Genomic DNA, 18113 nt, shown 5'->3' with positions numbered 1-18113 from the left:
GAGGCCCCAGTGTCCAGGTACCCGACGATCGCTTCGGGCCGGCGCATGAGTGCAGGCGTCTACCAGTCCATGTTGCCGCAGGAGAAGTGGAAGACCGCGCACGAGGACCGCAGCGCGACGACGACGTTTGCGGACGACACGGACCTGACGACGGAGTTGGAGGCCAACGCGGTCTACCACGTGATCATGTATCTCCACTACGCGGCGATCTCGACCGCCGGGTTCAAGACGGCGTGGACCGTCCCGTCGGGAGCCACTGGTAACCGCTCCGCCCAAGGTGCCGGGTCTGCCGCCACGGACGCCACCGCCGCCACCACGTCGAGGTTCGGTGTCCACGCCTTCACCACGTCCGTCAGCTACGGCACCCGCAACTCCGCCTCCAACCAGTGCCTCGCACAAGAGGAGGCCATCGTCACCACGACCAGCGCGGGAACGCTGGCCGTCCAGTGGGCGCAGACCACCTCGGACGCGACCGCGACCCGGCTCGGAGCCGGATCAATCATGATCGTCCGCCGCATCGCATAAGGAGCCCCTCATGGCCGACACCCCGTACCCGCACTACCGCCTCCAGGCCGACGGCCCGAACGAGACCGGGCTGACGCTGCTCATTCAGGTCACCGTTGGCGCTGGCGGCCCGCTGCCGGGGCTGACCGAGCAGAGCGTCGTAGAGGAGCTGCGCGACAGCCTCGATGCCCGCATTGGCGTGATGACGCAGCTGTCCAAGAACGTGATCGCCGCCACGAACCTGGAGGCGTGACGTGGCCTCCCCGATGGCAGCCTCGCAGCTCGCTGCGATCCTGCGCGCCGAGGGCCTGACGGTCGTCGAGGTCGGCAACTGGGAGACCCACAACCGCAACCACAAGGGCCCCTGGGGCCCTGTGCACGGCGTGATGATTCACCACACCGTCACGTCGGGAACCGCCAACAGTGTGGCCCTGTGCCGCGACGGCCACAGTTCCCTGCCCGGCCCGCTGTGCCACGGCGTCATCGACAAGCAGGGCGTCATCCACCTTGTCGGGTACGGGCGCACCAACCACGCCGGCCTCGGGGACGGGGACGTCCTCCAGGCCGTCATCGACGAGACGGCCCTCCCGGCGGACAACGAGACCGACACCGACGGCAACCGGCACTTCTACGGGTTCGAGTGCATCAACCTCGGCGACGGCGCAGACCCGTGGCCGTCGGCGCAACTCGACGCTATCGAGCGGGCGTCCGCCGCGATCTGCCGCCACCACGGGTGGGGGGCCGGGTCGGTCATCGGCCACCTCGAATGGCAGCCGGGGAAAGTCGACCCCCGCGGCTTCACGATGCAGACGATGCGCGGCCGGGTCGCCGCCCGCCTCGACAATAACCAGCCCCCGGAGGACGACATGGCCCTGAGTGCCGACGACAAGACGTGGATCAAGACGGCGATCGCCGACGGGATCAACACGCACGCCTTCAAAGCGGTGGTGCAAAAGGACGCCATCACCGCACCGAAAGACGCCCCCGACACGGAGACCAACCCGACGTGGCGGCTCGACTCCTACGAGAAGGACACCAACGCGCGCACCCGCGCCACCCAGAAGACCGTCACCGAGCTCGCCGCCACGGTCGGCCAGCTGGAGACCGTTGGCCTCACCGACGCCCAGATGGCCCGCCTCGCGGACCTCGTCGCAGACAAGCTCGCCGCCCGGCTGGCGAACTAACCGAAGGGACCCCTCATGTCCAACGCACCCACCGAAGCCAAGGTGAAGGCCGCGAGCGCGATGACGTTCGTCGTCGGCCTTGTGCTCGCCGTCCTCAACGCGGTTGCCGCAGACAGCAGTTTGCTCGGGCCGCTGCCGGTTTGGCTCCAGGCCGTCGCCATCCCGCTGGTTCCGACCGCACTGACCTGGCTCGCCGGTTACCAGGCCCGGCACACGCCGCGGGGCCCGGCGAGCGTCTGACCAAGGAGGTATGCACGTGGACGTTGCGACGCTCGGCGCCGTTGGAACCATCGCGGTCGGGCTCGCAGCGGCCACGGCCGCATGGATCGGCCACCGTGGCTCGCACCAGGGCGTGGTGATGACTGGCTACGGCGGGCTCCTCGACCGATTGCAGGCAGAGCGCCTTGGGCTGGAAGCCAAACTTGCCGCAGCCGAGACCGCACTGACTGCGGCCTACTCCGACAAGGCGCAACTCCAGGCAGAGATCGAGCAGCTTGAAGCGCAGATCGCCGACCGTGACCGACAGATCGCCGCCCTAGGAGGGCCGACCCCGTGACCCGCACCCGGCACCACCGATCCGAAAGCGTCCTCGCCCGACGCTGGCGATCCCTGGCCGTCACCGCGGTCCTCGCCGTACTGTCTGGGGCGATCGTCCTGGTGTGGCTGCGGATCGACGCTGAGACCGCAGCGCGAGAGCAGGCCATCGCCGAAGCGAACCGACGCGGTGACGCGGTCTCGACGCTCGCCGGGGACGTGCGAGTCCTGCGGGCGCAGATCGAAGCGGAGGGCCAGACGCCGCGCGCCCCGGATCCGTCCAAGGCCGTGGAGGATCTGCCGGATCGCACCGAGGTGCCGGTGCCGATACCTGGCCCGCAAGGTGAGAAGGGGGCGAAGGGTGACCGCGGCGAGCCGGGCATGCCCGCACCGACCATTACGCCTGCACGAGGCTTGCCTGGTGAACCGGGACGGCCGGGGCAGCCGGGTTCCGACTCCACTGTCCCCGGCCCGATGGGTCCCGAGGGGCCAGCCGGGCGTTCAGGTGCGGACTCCACTGTGCCTGGTCCTCGGGGCGAGGAAGGGCCGGCCGGGCCCGCCGGGCAGTCGTGCCCGGACGGGTACTCGTGGCAGACCCCGGACTACGACCCGGACGCGCTGGTCTGCCGCCGAGATGGGGCGCCTGATCCTGACCCGGCGCCGCAGCAGCGGACGTTGTCGCTGGGCTTGGACCCGCAACGCCGCCAGTACCCGTGAACCCAGGCATCGACGACCAGCGACCGGTACGCTGTCGATCAGACCCCCGGGGCCCGACCCCCGGGGGTCTCACCATGTCCGACCCCGCCGCTACGATCGGCGCCATGAGCGACGACCCGTACAAACTGTGGATCACGTACCGCATCCTGACCGACGACGACTGCGAGCCTGCGGCCGAGCCGCAACGTGATCTCTTCGAGTTTCCCGCCGACCTGGTCGAGCCCGGCTACGGCCCGGCAATCGGCCACATGGTCAAGGCAGTTCGCGACCGGGTCGGGCAAGACATCGTGATCGTCAAAACACGTCAGCCCGGCGACGAGGACTAACCGACCCGGCGCAGAGCGTCGTCCAACAGGTCCTGGTAGTGCGCCCGATCGCGCGGGTACCCGTCGAGTCCCGGAAGAGCGTCCCGTATCTGATCCGCCGCTGCCTGCCAGCGGTGGCAGGCATACGCCGCATCAGCCGAGTGCAGGCTCGCCCGCTCGGGCGTCAGCCAGTACAGCCACCCCGGCCGGTCCGACTCTTCAGGAGCGCGCGCCGCCTGCACAAACGCATCATCGGCCAGACGCGTAGCCCGATCCCGTTCGCCGACCGCCGCCGCGGCGAGCGACGCCTCATGCGCCGCCACCGCAGCCGCCGCAGGCGACAGCCCCGACACTGATCGAGCAGCCTCGGCGGTGCGCAACGCCCGCACAGGGTCACCGTGGCTGCGGCAGTAATACGCCCGCACGCGCTGCACCCACGACGCCATATCCGAATGCCCGCCATCGACCGCCCACCCGAGCGCCACGTCCAGCCACGCAAGCGCCGGCCCGCGCTGCTTGTTCTGCCATGCCACCCACGACAGCCAGTGCGCGTGCTCGGCAGCGAGCAGCATGAGCCGGTCGGCGGCCGGGCCGGACGTGCCAGGGATCAAGCGGGTAACCGCGTCGACTTGGGAGCGGACGACGGGCCACAGAGCGATACCGCCGATCTCGTCCTCGGCCCGGCGCTGCGTGGCGAGGACTTCGCCGATCCAGTCGGCCGTACGTAGGTCGGTCCGGCCGGTCCGGTGCCCGTGCGCGATGCGCTCGCGCAGCTCGGGAGACGGCTCCCACTCGCCGTACGCCGCGCTCTGCCCAGCGTCGATGACCTCTTGCGGCACCTGAAGCCCCTCAGTGATGCGGGCCCGTACCTCGGCGGTTTTCACCTGCCTGCGGCCGGACTCGATTGCCGAAATGTGGGGCTGCGGCATGCCGATGAGCGATTCGAGGGCCACCTGGGAGATGTCTGCGGCTCGTCGGTACTCGCGTAGGACAGCACCCCAGTCACCCCGTGCCCATGCGGCGCGCAGCCTGACGTCTGTCCAGAGTCCCCGACGGCTCATGGCGGAAATATACGCCCGGGAGCGAAAAGACTGTATGAGAGTGACGGCACATCACTCTCACGATGGGTCTCCCAACCGAGTCGGGTCGGAGAGACAGCCATGACGATGACAATGCAGGTGTATCGACTAGGGGCGGACGGGAGCCGACGAAACGTCGGTCGGCTGGTCACTGTCGTGCCGGGCGACGTAGACCAGTTGCCCGCATCGCCGGGGTTCCCGGCATGCACCTGTCCTCGGTGTAAGGCAGGCTCGCCCCGGGGGAAGTGGTGCCACTGGCACAACGGGCCTACCGACACCGAGCTCGACGCCCTGTGGGGCGAGACCAATTCGGGCCCGCCGATGCCTGTCCCAGCGTGTGCGCCGTGCCGCGAGGCTGCGGCCGCCGACGCCGCGAGGCACCAGTCGTGAGGGCCGCACAGACCGGGCGCCGCGTACACATCCCCGGCCTCTGCTGGATCCCTAAGCCGGGCACACACATGCGGTGCACCGAGAGCGCGGGGCACGACGGCGACCACTACCACGCCTACGACCGCATTGAGTGGCCGCGATACGAGGGTGAGAGGCAGTGACCGCCCGCGCAGCGCCCGTCAGCGACAGGTTCAAGACCCCGGGGTACCGCAGCACCGAGCGAGGGGTCGCGGAGTACCGCGCGCTGCTGGCCCACGCCCAAGACTGCCCGACCTGTCTCGACGGGTGCGTGACCGGCGACCGGCTGAGGCGGGCAGAGCGCGAGGCGCGGCGATGACGGAGTGCGTTTTCGGTGAGCACGAGTTTCCCGTAGAGGACCACGAAGGCGCGTACTGCCCCGAGCACGGCGTGACGCTGCTCTACCGCGGCGAACCCATCACCCCGGACGACCTCCAGCGCAACGCACTCAGCCGCCCCGAGCGGCCCGCCATCGGTTCCGGCTGACCCCCCGGCTCTGGCTCCCCTGCCCAGTAGTCGCGCCTTGACCGCCCCGGCCTGCCCTCGCACCCTGGGGATGCAGGCAGGCCGGGGCTTTCCACTCCCGAACGAGGACTGCTCATGACACCGCCGAGTGAAGACCGCCAGCGCGCCCCGCCGCATGCCCTTGACGGCGTAATCTGCCCGGCGAGATGACCGATTTCGCCGACGAGGCCCGTACCCGCACCGCCCGACTGCTCCGCATGGCCGCCACCGATGACGACCAGGAGCGCGAGCGGATCGTCGAGTACGCGGCCGCCACTCCGGACCCGCCCCTCATGACCCCGCTGGGCATCCAAACAACCGGGTGCCCCCGCTGTCGCAGGACGATGTGGATGCAGCGCGACCTTTGGGTCTGCTCCGCCTGCGGCCATATGGAGGACGTGTGATGTGCCCCAGCTGCCACACCCCGATGCACCGCGCGGCAGCGCTCCCCGAGCGCTGGTACTGCCGCACGTGCACCCGGTACGCAATCCCTGGGGACAGCCCGGAGGACATCGAGCGGCACCAGCAGGAGCGCGAGCACGCCATCGCACTGCTGGACGCAGCTCTCGGTGAGCGCGCCACACAGCGCGACGCCGACCGACGAATCGTCAACGAGATGGAGAGTTCCATGGGACAGCTCATTCAGACACGCGGGTGCGGCAAGTGCGGCGGCACCATGTACCGCACCGTCGAGACGGACGACCAGGGCAACCCGACCGGGTACTCCATGTACATCTGTCAGGGCTGCGGCCACATGGAGGGTTAAGCCCCTACTGCCGGACGAGGTCTGCGAGCGGTACACCGATCGCGTCGGCGATGAGGATCAGCGAGTCGACCAGCGCGCTCGCGTGGCCCTGCTCGATCCGGTTGTACGTCGCCCGGTCCATCCCGATGCGCGCAGCTACTGCCTCCTGCGTCAGGTTCGTGTGGAGGCGGGCGGCGCGGATCTGAGCCCCGATGGCCCGGCGGCGAGCGAGTACCCAGTCGGGCGGTGGGACGGAGCGCGGCACCCATCCACGCTCACGGGTCCATGATCGAAAGTATGTAGGGTAAAACCTACAGTGTTTGATCACGGGGGAGGCGGGTACTCCACACGGACCACCCCCCACCATGAACAGCCCTCCTCGCACCGCCCCCCAGGCAAGCGAAGAGCGGCTGCTGCGCCCCCGGCCTACACAGCCGGGGGCGCAGTCACTTCCACTCGATCTGCACCGTCGCCGCATCCCAGTACTGGCCACCCGGCAACCGCCCGCCCCTCGACGGCATCACGCGAACAGTCATCAGGTAATCCACCACCGACCTACGACGAGACAGATCGAACCGATTCCAGGCAGCCTCCGGATCATCCGTATCCAGCAGCTCACCCACCGGGTTGGCCTTCACCGCTCGAGACATGACCAACTCGGCGTCCTTCAACCGCGCCCGCGCCGCCGCCGAGGCCACGCGCCACTCCTGCAAATCCATCCCGCCCGAGCCCAGCATCCCGGCCAGGCTGTCCAGCGTCTCGCGGGCCGCGCGCATCTCCTCCTGGGTACCCCGCACGTCAACCGGATCCTCGCGCTGCGCCATCAGCTCAGCGGCGTCGGGCCGCGAGACTCGTTCGAGAACTGCCAACTGCACATGGTCGTCCAAGCGGGGCTGGCTGCGCGTCACGTGATCCGCTTCCCGACAGCGGTATACGGACCGCATCGGGCGCCCCTTCCCCGAATTCTTCGAAGAGGCCCGCAGCGTGCAACCACAGACCCCGCAGACGTACAGATTCGACCCCAGGTGTTTGCGCACGTTGGTCGTCACCGTGCGGCGAGACGGCTCCTTCAGCAGCGCTACGACGCTCCGCCACAACGGCTCGTCCAGCGCGGGCTCCCATACCGCCCGGCCGGCCTCTTCGCCGCGGTGCTTGATGATGCCAGCGTTGCGCGGCCGCAGGAGGACTTGCCGGAGATCAGGGCCGACCCACTGCCCGCCCGAGCTGGTGTGAATGCCGCGCTCGTTGAAGTCTGCGGCGACAGCGCGCAGCGACGCCCCTGCGAGAAGGGCTTGGCACGCCTCGCGCAGGGCGGCAATCTCCTCCGGGACCTGCGTGACTCCGCCCTTTTCCCAGCCGAACGGCCGCGGCCCGCCGAAGTACTTGCCCTTCTCCGCCATCTGATCCCGCGACCGCTTCTGTCGCTCGATCATCCGCTCAACCTCGTAGCGGGCCTGGACGCCGAGCTGCCTGGCGATCATCCGGCCGGTGGCAGTGGTCAGATCGAGGTTCCCCGCCTTGACCGTACGAGTGTCGATGCGCTGCGGCTGGCATACGTCGATGTACTCCTCCAGCTCTGTCGGTGAGCGGTGGAGCCGGTCGGTATGCCAGGCCAGTACAACCCCCGCCCGCCCGGCCCGGAGGTCGTCCAGGAGCCGCTTGTACCCGGGGCGGGGCTTGCCGCTGTAGGCGGAGAGGTCGTTGTCCTCGTACACCTCAAGGACTTTCAGGCCGAGTTGGTCAGCGAGCTGTTCGCAGTCCTCGCGCTGCCGCTCGACGGCTAGGCCGGCGCCTTCTCGGTCGCTGCTGATGCGGCAGTAGATGCACGCGAGTTGGTGATCCGCCGGTTCGTAGGTCATGTTTCATGTTGGCACGCATGGGGTGTCTTTGGCAGGTGTTCGGCACGACCAAGAAGTGGCGCAACCTCCAGGCGAACCCGAAGGTCGCGCTGGTGGTCGACGACATCGTGAGCCTGCGCCCGTGGGCCGTGCGCGGGGTGGACATCCGGGGCGAGGCCGAGCTGCTGACGGGCCCGCACGAGCTCGGTCCCCACTTCAGCCAGGAGCTCATCCGGATCCACCCGCAGAAGATCCACAGCTGGGGCCTGGACTGACTGTCAGCCGGGGTCCGGACCGACCGTCCAGAGATGCTGTACGGCGTACGAACGCCAGGGCCGCCACCCGTCCGACTGCGGCCCGCCCCCGAACTCGCCCTCCGCCTCCCCGTCCGGCAGGACATCGGGATCACCGAGCGCCCGCATCCTGATCAGCCCCGCCGTCCTCGCGGTGATCCCGGGCAGCGCGAGCAGCGCCCGCTGCGCCTCGTCGCGGTCGGCACCCGGATCCAGGCGTACGTCGCCGTCGGCGAGGGCGGTCGCGAGGGCCCGTAGTGCGGGGTCGTCGGCCCCGGCGAGGGCGCCCGGCTCGGGGAAGACGTGCGTCAGCGCACCACAGGGCTGGTCCAGGGCCTTTCCGTACGTTTCGATGAGCTGTACGGCGCCTTCCCGCCCCACCAGCGCCCGTACCGCGAACTCGTCCGGGTCGGCGGCGCCCGGCGAGCGCAGTCCGGGCCGGGCGGCGACCAGCGGCGCCAGGCGCGGGTCGGCGGCGAGGCGTTCGTCGACGGCGTACGGGTCGGCGTCCAGGTCGAAGAGCCTGCGCAGGCGCTGGACGGCGGTGGTGAGGTCGCGCAGGTCGGTGAGGTGGATGCGGGCTTCGAGCCAGCCGTTGTGCGGCGCTTCGTCGACGGCGACGATGCCCGTGCCGTACGGCAGCCGCAGCGTGCGCCGGTAGGTGCGGGCGCCCGGCTCGCCGACGACCTCCTCGATGCGCGGGACGGCCTCGCTCGCGAGGAGATCGAAGACCTCGCGGGCGGCGTACGCCCCCCGGTAGGCGAGCCGCAGCGGAATCCCGGCGGCGAGGGCGGGTCCTGCGCTGCTGCCCGCGCTGTCTCTGGTCCCGGTCTTGGTCCCCGACTCCACGCGCAGCTCGCTCGGGGTACGGGCGTAGATCTGCCGGATCGTGTCGTTGAACTGCCGCACGCTCGCGAAGCCGGACGCGAACGCGATCTCCGTGACCGGCAGCCCGGTCGTCTGGAGCAGTACGCGGGCGGTGTGTGCGCGCTGCGCGCGGGCGAGCGCGACGGGCCCGGCGCCCAGCTCGGCGGTGAGCTGCCGCTGCACCTGCCGCGTGCTGTAGCCGAGCCGCCCGGCGAGCCCGGGGACGCCCTCGCGGTCGACGACTCCGTCGCCGATCATCCGCATGGCGCGGCCCACGACATCGGCGCGCGCGTTCCAGTCGGCGGAGCCGGGTACGGCGTCGGGGCGGCAGCGGCGGCAGGCGCGGAAGCCGTTGCCCTGGGCGGCGGCCGCGGTCGGGTAGAAGCGGACGTTCTTGCGCTTGGGGGTGACGGCGGGGCAGCTCGGCCGGCAGTAGATGCCGGTGGTCACGACGGCGAAGAAGAACTCTCCGTCGAAGCGCGCGTCGCGGCTGGTCACCGCCTCGTACTTGGTCTCTTCGTCCATCACGTCACCCAGTGTGCGACAGCCGGAGACGAGGCACTCGCGGGTTTCGGACACAGAAGTTCGGACACGACAGTGGGGCAACGGGAAGGTCCCGCTGCCCCACTCACCACACCCGATGGCTAGCGCACCTTGCCGCGCTTGGCCTCCATCGCGAAGCGCCCCTCGGCGCCCTTGCGCTTCCAGTCCTTCAGCATCTCGCCCCGCAGACGGGCATCGGTCTTGGCGACGATGCGCCGGTTCTCGCGCAGCAGCTTGCGGTAGCTGTCGAGCCGCCGGTGGGGCAGTGTGCCGTCCTCGATGGCGGCGAGGACCGCGCAGCCCGGCTCCGCCTCGTGGGCGCAGTCGTGGAACCGGCAGTCTTCGGCCAGCGCCTCGATCTCCGAGAACACCTGCCCGACACCGGCCTCGGCGTCCCACAGCCCCACGCCGCGCAGTCCGGGCGTATCGATGAGCACTCCCCCGCCGGGCAGCGCGAGCAGGTTGCGCGTCGTGGTGGTGTGCCGGCCCTTGCCGTCGACTTCACGGGCGGCCTGCACATCCATCACGTCCTCGCCGAGCAGCGCGTTGGCGAGGGTCGACTTGCCCGCACCGGACACCCCGAGCAGCACGCTCGTACCGCCCGAGACGACAGCGCTGAGTACGTCGAGGCCGTCGCCCGTCGTGGAGCTGACGGCCAGCACCTGCACGCCGGGCGCGGTGGTCTCCACGTCGTCGACGAGGTACGAGAGCCCGGTGGCGTCCGGCACCAGGTCGGCCTTGGTGAGGACGACCAGCGGCTGGGCGCCCGACTCCCAGGCCAGCGCCAGGAACCGCTCGATGCGCCCGAGGTCGAGCTCGACCGCGAGCGAGACCGCGATGATCGCGTGGTCGACGTTGGCCGCGAGGATCTGCCCCTCGGACCGGGAGGAGGAGGTGGAGCGTACGAAAGCCGTACGGCGCGGCAGATACGCCCGTACGAACTGCGGATCGCCGACGGGGTCGACGGCCGCCCAGTCGCCGGTGCACACAACGCGCAGCGGGTCGTGGGGAGTTACGTAGGCGGTGTCGGCGCGGACGGTGCCGTCGGCGGTGACGACGTCGCACTGGCCCCGGTCGACCCGTACGACACGGCCGGGCAGCAGGCCCTGTGCGGCGTACGGAGCGAATTCGGCTTCCCATGCTGCGTCCCAGCCGTAGGGGGCGAGGGCGTGCTGGGCAGCGGAGTGGTGGGACGTGTTGAGCAAAGCGTTGAACAAGGGGAACCCTTCGAAGGGTGGCCCCGGCGGTGCGCTCTGCGCACGGAAGTTGAGTGGGTGTCAGCCGGAGACCACAGGGGTGGAAACGATGATGAACTCCTGAATGCGGGCAGTGCCCGTCACCGTGACAGTCATCAATGTCCTCACCTCCTGCTTCTTCAACGAACCGACAATGCGCTCCGGTCGCGGCACAGCCGCGTCCCGGAACGGGGGAACCATAACCCTGTCCCGGGACGCAGTGCCAGCCATTTATTGCCGTGTTTCTTACCGGGGGTTTCTTACCGGGGTTCGACGACGATCGTGGCGTAGCCCGAGGAGAAGACGGGGCTGCCCATCTGGAGGCGGACCGTCACCTCACCCGGGGCGGCCGAGCGGTCCACCTCCATCTCGGGGTACATCGACGCCGACTTGCCCTGGTCGAGCTCAAGAGCGACGGCGGAACAGGTGAGGGTGCGCCCGTCGGCCGACCGTACGGCCGGGCTGACGGTCTCCCGGCCGTCATCGTCCTGCCGGGACATCACCAGCCGGTCTTCGGTGAAGCGCATCCCTTCGGGCGCGCTGAGGACGATCGGGTGGTTGCCGATCCGGGCCCGGCCGGTGTTGGTCACCTTGAAGACCGCCGGATACACCCACTGCTGACCGGGCCGCACCTTCGCCTTTTCCCGCTGGATCTGTATGACCTGCGCCGAATCGGCGGCAGCCCCGACGATCTTGGCAGCGAGCTGTACGGGGGTGCGCCTGCCGATGCTGGCCGATCCGTCGGTCTGCAGTCCCGGGGTGGCACCGGGCAGGGCGAGGAGAGGGATGGAGTAGATGAGGGAGCCGGTGTCGGTGGCTGTGGTGTTGAGGTGCGGGTTGGCGGCGATGATCATCGTTCGGCCGCCGTCGTGGACCTGGTGGTCGAGGTCGCCGGTGATCACCCCGTGGGATGCCGTGTGGTACGCGTACGTCGGCCGGCCGTTGAACACGAAACCGGTCGGCGCGGTGAAACGCTGGATGATGATGCCGGGGTTGACCGGCTGGCTCGTGGGCGAGAGAAGCCGCAGGTTGATGCGGCTGCTCTGGCCCGCAGCGGCCTCGGGGACGGTCTCCTGATAGATCGTCAGCGCCGTCTCGTCCCCGACCGGCGCGGGCACGACGACGGTGACGGGCAGCTTGAAGACGTTGTCCTTGAGGTTGAGATCGCCGCCGTACTGGATCTCCAGTGTCGATTCGTACATCCCGGGAGGCGTGGTGTCGGGGGCGCTCACCCGGAAGACGCCGTCCAGCGAGCCGCCGTTCGGGACGAGTTGGGCTCCGGAGAAGGTACGGGTCAGTCGGCGACCAGTGGTACCGGGGCCGCCGGTCAGACCCTCGGCCAGCGTCATCACGACGGTGACGTTCCCGCCGTCGACGGTGGCCGGGCCACGGTTGCGGATACGGGCGCCGAGGTCGAACTCCTGGCCGCGCGGCACCGAGGAAGGGGCCACCATCTCGCCGAAGAGGTCGGCCATCGGGGGCTTAGGCGGCTGCACGTGCGCAGCGCCGTACACCCGCCGGATGCGGTGGTTGTGCCGGTCGGCGATGAACAGGTTCCCGGACGGGTCCACCGCCACGTCAGTCGGGTAGTAGAGCTGAGTGGCGACGCCAGGGCCGCCGTCGGCGACGTATCCGGCGACACCGGTGCCGGCGACCGTGGTGATGTTCCCGTTCGCATCCACCTTACGGATGCGGTGGTTGGCGTGATCGGCGAAGTACAGGCTTCCGGCGGCGTCCACTGCCATGCCGCCGGGGTGGTAGACGCGGGTGGCGACGGCGGGGCCGCCGTCCGAGACGTACCCGGCGACGCCGTTGCCGGCCACCGTGGTGATGTTGCCCTTCGCATCCACCTTACGGATGCGGTGGTTGCTCCAGTCACCGATGTAGAGGTTTCCTGACTCGTCCACCGCAACCCCGAGCGGGTGATACAGCTGGGTGGCGACGGCGGGGCCGCCGTCCGAGACGAATCCGGCCTGGCCGTTGCCGGCCACTGTGGTGATGATCCCGTCGGGGGTCACCTTCCGGATCCGGTGGTTGTGCTGGTCGGCGATGAACAGGTTTCCGGCGCCGTCGACCGCCACCCCGATGGGGTAGTGAAGACGGGCGCCGACAGCCGGACCACCGTCGGAGACGAACCCTGCTGTGCCGGTGCCGGCCACCGTGGTGATGATCCCGTTCGGGGCCACCTTCCGTACCCGGTGGTTGTAGTGGTCGGCGATGAACAGGTTCCCGGAGCCGTCGACCGCCACCCCGCTGGGGTAGTGGAGCGGGGTGCCGGCGGCGGGGCCGCCGTCCGACACGAAGCCCGCTGTGCCGGTGCCTGCCACCGTGGTGATGATCCCGTTCGGGGCCACCTTCCGGACCCGGTGGTTGTGCTGGTCGGCGATGTAGAGGTTGCCTTCGCCGTCGACCGCGACCCCGTGGGGGTAGTGGGTCTTGGTGCCGACGGCAGGGCTGCCGTCGGATACGTACCCTGCCTGGCCGTTGCCGGCCGCGGTGACGATTGTTCCGTCGGGGTAGGGAGCGGCAGTAGCACCGTTAGTGGTCATTGCTGAATCTCCTGTCATCGGAAATTGCGGAATTGCCCATCGGTCGTGCGCTGTTGCTCGGTGTCCGTTGGATTCGGTGACGACGGCGGAACGTCCCGCGGGAAAGCCGGGGCTCGTTCAACGTGCCGTGTCCTGCGGAGCGTTGAAAGGCTCCGGGGTCAGTGAGTGCGATATCGGGCATGCGCCGGGGAATGATTTTGAACAGGGAGACTCCGGCCATGAGCAGAGTGGTCGCCGCGACGACGTTCGCGAGCGTGTCGAAGCCGGACCGTCTGGCCGCGAGCGACGACGCCCCGCCGAGCCCGACCACACCGGCGATCGGCATTCCTCCGTACACGGAACTCCTGTCTTCCAAGGGGTTGTTTATGGCCCGGTGGTGACTCGGGTGGTGAATGGGGGTCGTGACTCAGGTGGCGATCCAGCGCTCCTCACGACGCCGTGCCATGTCCCAGAGGGAGCGCACGTAGACCGCGTGCTGGAACATGTCGTACGCCAGCTCCACGGCGAGCGTCCCCGCGAGCAGCTGGGCTCGCCGGCCGGCGCCGCGGGCGGTAATGACCTTTTCCGCGACGAAGACGAGGCCGATCGCGATCCAGAAGGGCGAGAACTCCGGCCGCCCCCGGGTGAGCATCCATGCGGTGAAGATGAGATACAGCGCCAGGAACACGACCGACAGACCCATGGAGATCTGGCGGAGGATGTACGGAGCCGTGACCCGCGTCCAGCCGTAGTCGCGCAGGTTCTCCAGGGCGCCGCGCTGCCAGCGGAGTCGCTGGTGCCAGAGCTTCGGGACGGTCGTCATGACTTCTGTGACCACGCCGCAGCCGGGCGGCGAGACCGTCAGATAGCCCAAGGTCCGTACGGCCTTGGTCATTTCGTCGTCCTCGGTGAGCGAGGCCAGCGAGTAGTACGAGTCGCCACCGCCGATCCGGCCGTCGGCCCTGGCCTGCTTGACCTCGCGGAGGGTGGTCACCCGGAACAGGGTCGCGGTGCCGGTCAGCACGTCGGCCCGGTAGCGGCGGCGGGTGATCTCGCGGGCGTAACGGTGGAATTCCACCCGCTGCAGCGCACCTAGCAGGCCGCCGCCCTTCTCGCCGTAGAAGATTCCGCCGACGGCCCCCACCTTGCGGCTCATTGCCGCGACGGCACTGGAGACGAAGGAGGGCTGGAGCATGGTGTCGGCGTCCTGGACGAGGACGAAGTCATGGTCGGTGAGCTCGGGGAGGGTCCGTTCCAGGGCCTGGTTGAGGGCGCCGGCTTTCTTGTGCCGGTTGTTCTCGGAAGTCAGGACGGCCGCGCCCGCCAGCCGGGCGATGTCGGCGGTCGAGTCGGTGCAGTTGTCGGCCACTACGACGATGCGGTCGGGGACACGTCTCTGGCGGTGGAGCGCGGCGACGGAGGCGCGGATGCGACGGGCCTCGTTGTGGGCGGGTATCAGTGCCACGATCACCGGCGCCTTATCGCCTGGCATGGAATGACCTTTGGACAAATTCATGAACGCCCCCCATTCTCCGTTCGAAACTCATTGATTCAACGCTCACCTATTCCCCGCCCCCGGAGAGAGCAAAGAGAATCGGTGACGGGGCCGCGAGTCAATACCGCCCGGGAGAACGAGCGACCACCAGCCACCCGATCCGGCCAATTCATGTCACCCGACCACGTCGGCCGTGCATATTGATCCAGCCATTCGCGCCCCGGGCATCAGCCTGGTTCCCTTTTGTGGGGCCGCATTTCGCTCCGGCCCGGCGCGGGCCGTGGCCGACGGACACCGCCGGACACGGAGTGCGCGAGATTGGCCTGGTTCACCGGGCAGGCAGCCCGCACCGGCCGGGAGGAAACTGGAGAGGAGACCTGAGGAGGCCAGCCATGAGCATGCAGAAAATCGGACGCGACATCACCGTGCTGGGGGACTGTCTCGAAGTGCCGGGGCTCGGCTTCCTCCCGGTCAACTCCTTTGTCCTGCATGCCGAGCAGCCGGTCGTCGTCGACACCGGCCTCAGCCTCGCCGACCGGGACTTCCTGACCACGCTCGGCCCGGCCGTCGACCCCGCCGACGTACGCTGGATATGGCTCACGCACCCGGACCGCGACCACACCGGCGGCCTGTTCGACCTGCTCGCTGCCGCCCCCAAGGCGCGAGTCGTGACCACGTTCCTCGGCGCGGGCATCATGTCCACCGAGCGCCCGCTGCCGCTCGACCGCGTCTGCCTGGTGAACCCCGGCCAGAGCCTCGACGTGGGCGACCGTACGCTCAGCGCTTTCCGGCCGCCGCTGTTCGACAACCCGGCCACCGTCGGCTTCTACGACGACCGCTCGCGCACATGCTTCAGCTCCGACTGCTTCGGCGGCCCCATGCCCAGTGCGGAAGTGGCCGCCGATGGTAACGCCGGGGACGTCGCCGCCGACGACCTGCGCGCGGCGCAGCTGCTGTGGGCCACGGTGGACAGCCCCTGGATCCATGTCGTGGACGTCGGCAGATTCCTCGCCAGCCTCGAACCCTTGCGGGTCATGGACCCCGAGGCCGTCATGTGCACCCATCTGCCGCCGGCCGTCGGTATTGCCCCGCGGATGATCGACACCCTCACCGCGGCACCCGGCTCGGATCCCTTCATCGGCCCCGACCAGCAGGAACTGGAACAGATGCTCGCAGGCTTCGAACCCGGCGCCCGCACAGAGACCCGCACATAAATACGATCACCTACAACTTAACGACAATGATTGTCGTTAAGTTGTAGGGTGGGTGCACCACGGATCGAGAGGGCGACACCACCCATGGGCGGCGAAGCAAACGGCGAAGCAAACAAGGGCGCACGGTGACCGGGCAGTTGACGCCGGCCGCGGCGACGGAGTGGATCCGGCGATGGGATCTACAGCAGGAACGCTATGCGGTCGACCGCGAGGAACGCTTCACCGTGATCGCGGACGTCGTCGAGCACGTCACGGCGGGACAGCGGCGCCCCCTGGTGGCCGATCTGGGGTGCGGCCCCGGTTCGCTGGCGGCGCGGCTGGCCGCCCGTAACCCGGCGTGGGAGATCGTCGCCGTCGACACTGATCCGCTGCTGCTGGAGCTGGGGCGCAGGCACTGCGGCACGGCGGTCCGCTTCGCCGATGTGGCGATCGGCTCCCCCGGCTGGATCGAGACACTGGAACTGGGTGGCCCGCTGGACGCCGCCGTGTCCACCACGGCGCTCCACTACCTTCCGCAGCCCGCCCTTTCCGAGGTGTACGAACGTCTGTACGCCGCACTGCGCCCCGGCGGCGTACTCGTCAACGCGGACCACTTCGACCACGAGGCGCCCCGGCTGGCTGCTCTCGCCCAGCACGCGGGGCGCCGGCGCGCGGACCGTCTTGGGGTCGCTGCCCATGAGGACTGGCAGTCCTGGTGGGCCGCCGCGCTCGCCGCCCCGGAGCTGACCGGCCTCATGGCGGAACGCCGCCGACGGCGCCTCGACAGCGGCGGCGACAACGGGCTGAGCCTGGAGTGCCATACGGACCTCCTGCGCAAGGCGGGTTTCGCCGAGGCGGGCCCGGTGTGGCAGTACGGGCACAGCTATGTGCTGGTCGGCGTCGCATAGGGCCTACCGGGCCTCGCCGTACGCGTGAAGCTGCGCTGTTGGCCCGGTTAAGAAATCCTCGATGGACTGCACGCCCCGGTCCCGACAGATTGGTACGCGTTCGCGATCAGCCCTGTCACCTCGCCTGGAGCCGCAGCCATGAAGGCACTTGTCAAGCAGTACGCCGAGCCCGGGCTGTGGCTCATGGACGTGCCGGAGCCGGAGACCGGGCCCGGTGACGTGCTGATCAAGGTGCTCCGTACCGGCATCTGCGGCACGGACCTGCACATCAGATCCTGGGACGGCTGGGCCCAGCAGGCCGTTGCCACACCGCTCATTCTCGGTCACGAGTTCGTGGGCGAGGTCGCGGCCGTCGGTGCGGACGTACAGGACATCGCGGTCGGCGACCTGGTCAGCGGCGAGGGCCACCTGGTGTGCGGGAAGTGCCGCAACTGCCTGGCCGGGCGCCGGCACCTGTGCCGCTCCACCGTCGGCCTCGGCGTCGGCCGCAACGGCGCGTTCGCCGAGTACGTCGCCCTGCCCGCGTCCAATGTGTGGGTGCACCGCGCCAAGGTGGACCTGGACGTGGCGGCGATCTTCGACCCGTTCGGCAACGCGGTGCACACCGCGCTCTCCTTCCCGCTCGTCGGCGAGGACGTACTGATCACCGGAGCGGGCCCGATCGGCATCATGGCCGCGGCCGTCGCCCGGCACGCCGGTGCGCGCAATGTCGTCATCACCGACGTCAGCGAGTCCCGCCTGGCGATCGCCCGCAAGGCGGGCGCGACGCTGGCGCTCAATGTCGCCGAGTCGGACATCGCCGACGCGCAGCGGCAGCTGGGGCTGAAGGAGGGCTTCGACATCGGTCTGGAGATGTCGGGCCGGCCGGAGGCGATGCGGGACATGGTCGCGAACATGACGCACGGCGGCCGGATCGCGATGCTCGGCCTGCCGTCCGAGGAGTTCGCCGTCGACTGGTCGAAGATCGTCACCTCGATGATCACGGTCAAGGGGATCTACGGCCGTGAGATGTACGAGACGTGGTACGCGATGACGGTGCTGCTGGAGGGCGGTCTTGACCTCAGCCCGGTGATCACCGGCAGCTACGGCTACCAGGACTTCGACGCGGCGTTCGACGAAGCGGCGACCGCGCGCAGCGGCAAGATCATCCTCGACTGGACGAGCTGAGCCGATCCTGCCCTGGCGGGGCCTTTCCCCTGCCCGCCCCTTCCCGGCTGTGACATGTGCGGCTGC

22 protein-coding genes and 1 pseudogene are annotated in these 18113 nt (G+C 69.4%); 16 read left to right on the top strand and 7 right to left on the bottom strand.

Going from position 1 to position 18113, the window contains the following annotated elements; translation table 11 throughout:
* The first annotated feature begins 9 nt into the window (after positions 1 to 9).
* The 7 genes from J7I98_RS23495 (at position 10) to J7I98_RS23465 (ending at position 3265) form a co-directional block, all read left to right on the top strand.
* On the top strand, positions 10 to 525 hold the full coding sequence (locus J7I98_RS23495) for a hypothetical protein (protein WP_214924832.1): 516 nt from the start codon (positions 10 to 12) through the stop codon (positions 523 to 525).
* 10 nt (positions 526 to 535) lie between these two features.
* Positions 536 to 757 carry a hypothetical protein gene (locus tag J7I98_RS23490; protein ID WP_214924829.1) on the top strand — a complete coding sequence of 74 codons (222 nt, stop codon included), beginning with the start codon at positions 536 to 538 and terminating at the stop codon, positions 755 to 757.
* Position 758: 1 nt separating this feature from the next.
* Positions 759 to 1688: an N-acetylmuramoyl-L-alanine amidase gene (locus tag J7I98_RS41250; protein WP_308377903.1), complete on the top strand. Its 930-nt coding sequence runs from the start codon at positions 759 to 761 to the stop codon at positions 1686 to 1688.
* A 15-nt stretch (positions 1689 to 1703) separates the two neighbouring features.
* Positions 1704 to 1928 carry a holin gene (locus tag J7I98_RS23480; RefSeq protein WP_214924827.1) on the top strand — a complete coding sequence of 75 codons (225 nt, stop codon included), beginning with the start codon at positions 1704 to 1706 and terminating at the stop codon, positions 1926 to 1928.
* Positions 1929 to 1944: 16 nt separating this feature from the next.
* Complete coding sequence (locus J7I98_RS23475) at positions 1945 to 2244, top strand: hypothetical protein (protein WP_214924824.1); 300 nt, start codon at positions 1945 to 1947, stop codon at positions 2242 to 2244.
* Positions 2241 to 2939, top strand: a complete 699-nt coding sequence (locus J7I98_RS23470) for a collagen-like protein (RefSeq protein ID WP_214924821.1) — start codon at positions 2241 to 2243, stop codon at positions 2937 to 2939. The genes J7I98_RS23475 and J7I98_RS23470 overlap by 4 nt, the downstream gene beginning before the upstream one ends.
* 104 nt (positions 2940 to 3043) lie before the next feature.
* The gene (locus J7I98_RS23465; RefSeq protein ID WP_214924817.1) at positions 3044 to 3265 is read left to right on the top strand and encodes a hypothetical protein; all 222 of its coding nucleotides are present in this window, start codon (positions 3044 to 3046) and stop codon (positions 3263 to 3265) included.
* Here the strand turns inward: J7I98_RS23465 and J7I98_RS23460 are convergent.
* Positions 3262 to 4305 (bottom strand): helix-turn-helix domain-containing protein, encoded by a 1044-nt coding sequence (locus J7I98_RS23460; RefSeq protein WP_214924815.1) that lies wholly within the window; start codon positions 4303 to 4305, stop codon positions 3262 to 3264. The two genes, J7I98_RS23465 and J7I98_RS23460, sit on opposite strands and share 4 nt — an antisense overlap.
* A 565-nt stretch (positions 4306 to 4870) precedes the next feature.
* On the opposite strand from J7I98_RS23460, the gene J7I98_RS23455 reads away from it, so the two are divergent.
* The 4 genes from J7I98_RS23455 (at position 4871) to J7I98_RS23440 (ending at position 6001) form a co-directional block, all read left to right on the top strand.
* Positions 4871 to 5050, top strand: a complete 180-nt coding sequence (locus J7I98_RS23455) for a hypothetical protein (RefSeq protein WP_214924812.1) — start codon at positions 4871 to 4873, stop codon at positions 5048 to 5050.
* Positions 5047 to 5217 (top strand): hypothetical protein, encoded by a 171-nt coding sequence (locus tag J7I98_RS23450; protein ID WP_214925231.1) that lies wholly within the window; start codon positions 5047 to 5049, stop codon positions 5215 to 5217. The genes J7I98_RS23455 and J7I98_RS23450 overlap by 4 nt, the downstream gene beginning before the upstream one ends.
* Before the next feature lie 185 nt (positions 5218 to 5402).
* Positions 5403 to 5639 (top strand): hypothetical protein, encoded by a 237-nt coding sequence (locus tag J7I98_RS23445; protein WP_214924803.1) that lies wholly within the window; start codon positions 5403 to 5405, stop codon positions 5637 to 5639.
* Positions 5639 to 6001, top strand: a complete 363-nt coding sequence (locus tag J7I98_RS23440; RefSeq protein ID WP_214924786.1) for a hypothetical protein — start codon at positions 5639 to 5641, stop codon at positions 5999 to 6001. Before J7I98_RS23445 ends, J7I98_RS23440 begins: the two co-directional genes overlap by 1 nt.
* A gap of 4 nt (positions 6002 to 6005) precedes the next feature.
* Here the strand turns inward: J7I98_RS23440 and J7I98_RS23435 are convergent, their stop codons facing one another.
* Together J7I98_RS23435 and J7I98_RS23430 are read right to left on the bottom strand one after the other, a co-directional pair.
* Positions 6006 to 6245, bottom strand: coding sequence for a helix-turn-helix transcriptional regulator (locus J7I98_RS23435; protein ID WP_308377902.1), 240 nt, complete (start codon positions 6243 to 6245; stop codon positions 6006 to 6008).
* A gap of 181 nt (positions 6246 to 6426) precedes the next feature.
* The gene (locus tag J7I98_RS23430; protein WP_214924745.1) at positions 6427 to 7839 is read right to left on the bottom strand and encodes a recombinase family protein; all 1413 of its coding nucleotides are present in this window, start codon (positions 7837 to 7839) and stop codon (positions 6427 to 6429) included.
* Between the two features lie 41 nt (positions 7840 to 7880).
* Here J7I98_RS23430 and J7I98_RS23425 point away from each other — a divergent pair.
* A pseudogene (locus J7I98_RS23425) lies at positions 7881 to 8093 on the top strand (pyridoxamine 5'-phosphate oxidase family protein); the annotation flags it as partial.
* Between the two features lie 3 nt (positions 8094 to 8096).
* Here J7I98_RS23425 and J7I98_RS23420 read toward each other — a convergent pair.
* The 3 genes from J7I98_RS23420 to J7I98_RS41245 all read right to left on the bottom strand — a co-directional run bounded on the left by J7I98_RS23420 (position 8097) and on the right by J7I98_RS41245 (position 13305).
* Positions 8097 to 9503, bottom strand: coding sequence for a DNA-3-methyladenine glycosylase 2 family protein (locus tag J7I98_RS23420; RefSeq protein WP_214925203.1), 1407 nt, complete (start codon positions 9501 to 9503; stop codon positions 8097 to 8099).
* Between the two features lie 119 nt (positions 9504 to 9622).
* The gene (gene rsgA, locus J7I98_RS23415) at positions 9623 to 10738 is read right to left on the bottom strand and encodes a ribosome small subunit-dependent GTPase A (RefSeq protein ID WP_251021037.1); all 1116 of its coding nucleotides are present in this window, start codon (positions 10736 to 10738) and stop codon (positions 9623 to 9625) included.
* Positions 10739 to 11016: 278 nt separating this feature from the next.
* On the bottom strand, positions 11017 to 13305 hold the full coding sequence (locus J7I98_RS41245) for an NHL repeat-containing protein (RefSeq protein ID WP_251021036.1): 2289 nt from the start codon (positions 13303 to 13305) through the stop codon (positions 11017 to 11019).
* 218 nt (positions 13306 to 13523) lie between these two features.
* Here J7I98_RS41245 and J7I98_RS23405 point away from each other — a divergent pair, with 218 nt between their 5' ends.
* Complete coding sequence (locus J7I98_RS23405) at positions 13524 to 13685, top strand: hypothetical protein (RefSeq protein WP_214924734.1); 162 nt, start codon at positions 13524 to 13526, stop codon at positions 13683 to 13685.
* A 26-nt stretch (positions 13686 to 13711) separates the two neighbouring features.
* On the opposite strand, the gene J7I98_RS23400 is transcribed toward J7I98_RS23405, so the two are convergent.
* Entirely contained in the window at positions 13712 to 14776 is a 1065-nt protein-coding gene (locus tag J7I98_RS23400; RefSeq protein WP_214924731.1) for a glycosyltransferase family 2 protein, read from the bottom strand.
* Between the two features lie 395 nt (positions 14777 to 15171).
* On the opposite strand from J7I98_RS23400, the gene J7I98_RS23395 reads away from it, so the two are divergent.
* From J7I98_RS23395 to tdh, 3 genes are all read left to right on the top strand, one after another.
* Positions 15172 to 15993 carry an MBL fold metallo-hydrolase gene (locus J7I98_RS23395; protein ID WP_214924727.1) on the top strand — a complete coding sequence of 274 codons (822 nt, stop codon included), beginning with the start codon at positions 15172 to 15174 and terminating at the stop codon, positions 15991 to 15993.
* A 125-nt stretch (positions 15994 to 16118) separates the two neighbouring features.
* Positions 16119 to 16880 (top strand): class I SAM-dependent methyltransferase, encoded by a 762-nt coding sequence (locus J7I98_RS23390; RefSeq protein WP_308377901.1) that lies wholly within the window; start codon positions 16119 to 16121, stop codon positions 16878 to 16880.
* 138 nt (positions 16881 to 17018) lie between these two features.
* Entirely contained in the window at positions 17019 to 18047 is a 1029-nt protein-coding gene (gene tdh, locus J7I98_RS23385) for an L-threonine 3-dehydrogenase (RefSeq protein ID WP_214924725.1), read from the top strand.
* Positions 18048 to 18113 lie beyond the last annotated feature (66 nt).

The sequence above is a fragment of the Streptomyces sp. ISL-98 genome (assembly GCF_018614055.1).
GTDB lineage: Bacteria > Actinomycetota > Actinomycetes > Streptomycetales > Streptomycetaceae > Streptomyces > Streptomyces spiramyceticus.
The sequence above is the reverse complement of the archived record's forward strand: the minus strand, read 5'-3'. Positions and strand labels throughout refer to the sequence as shown.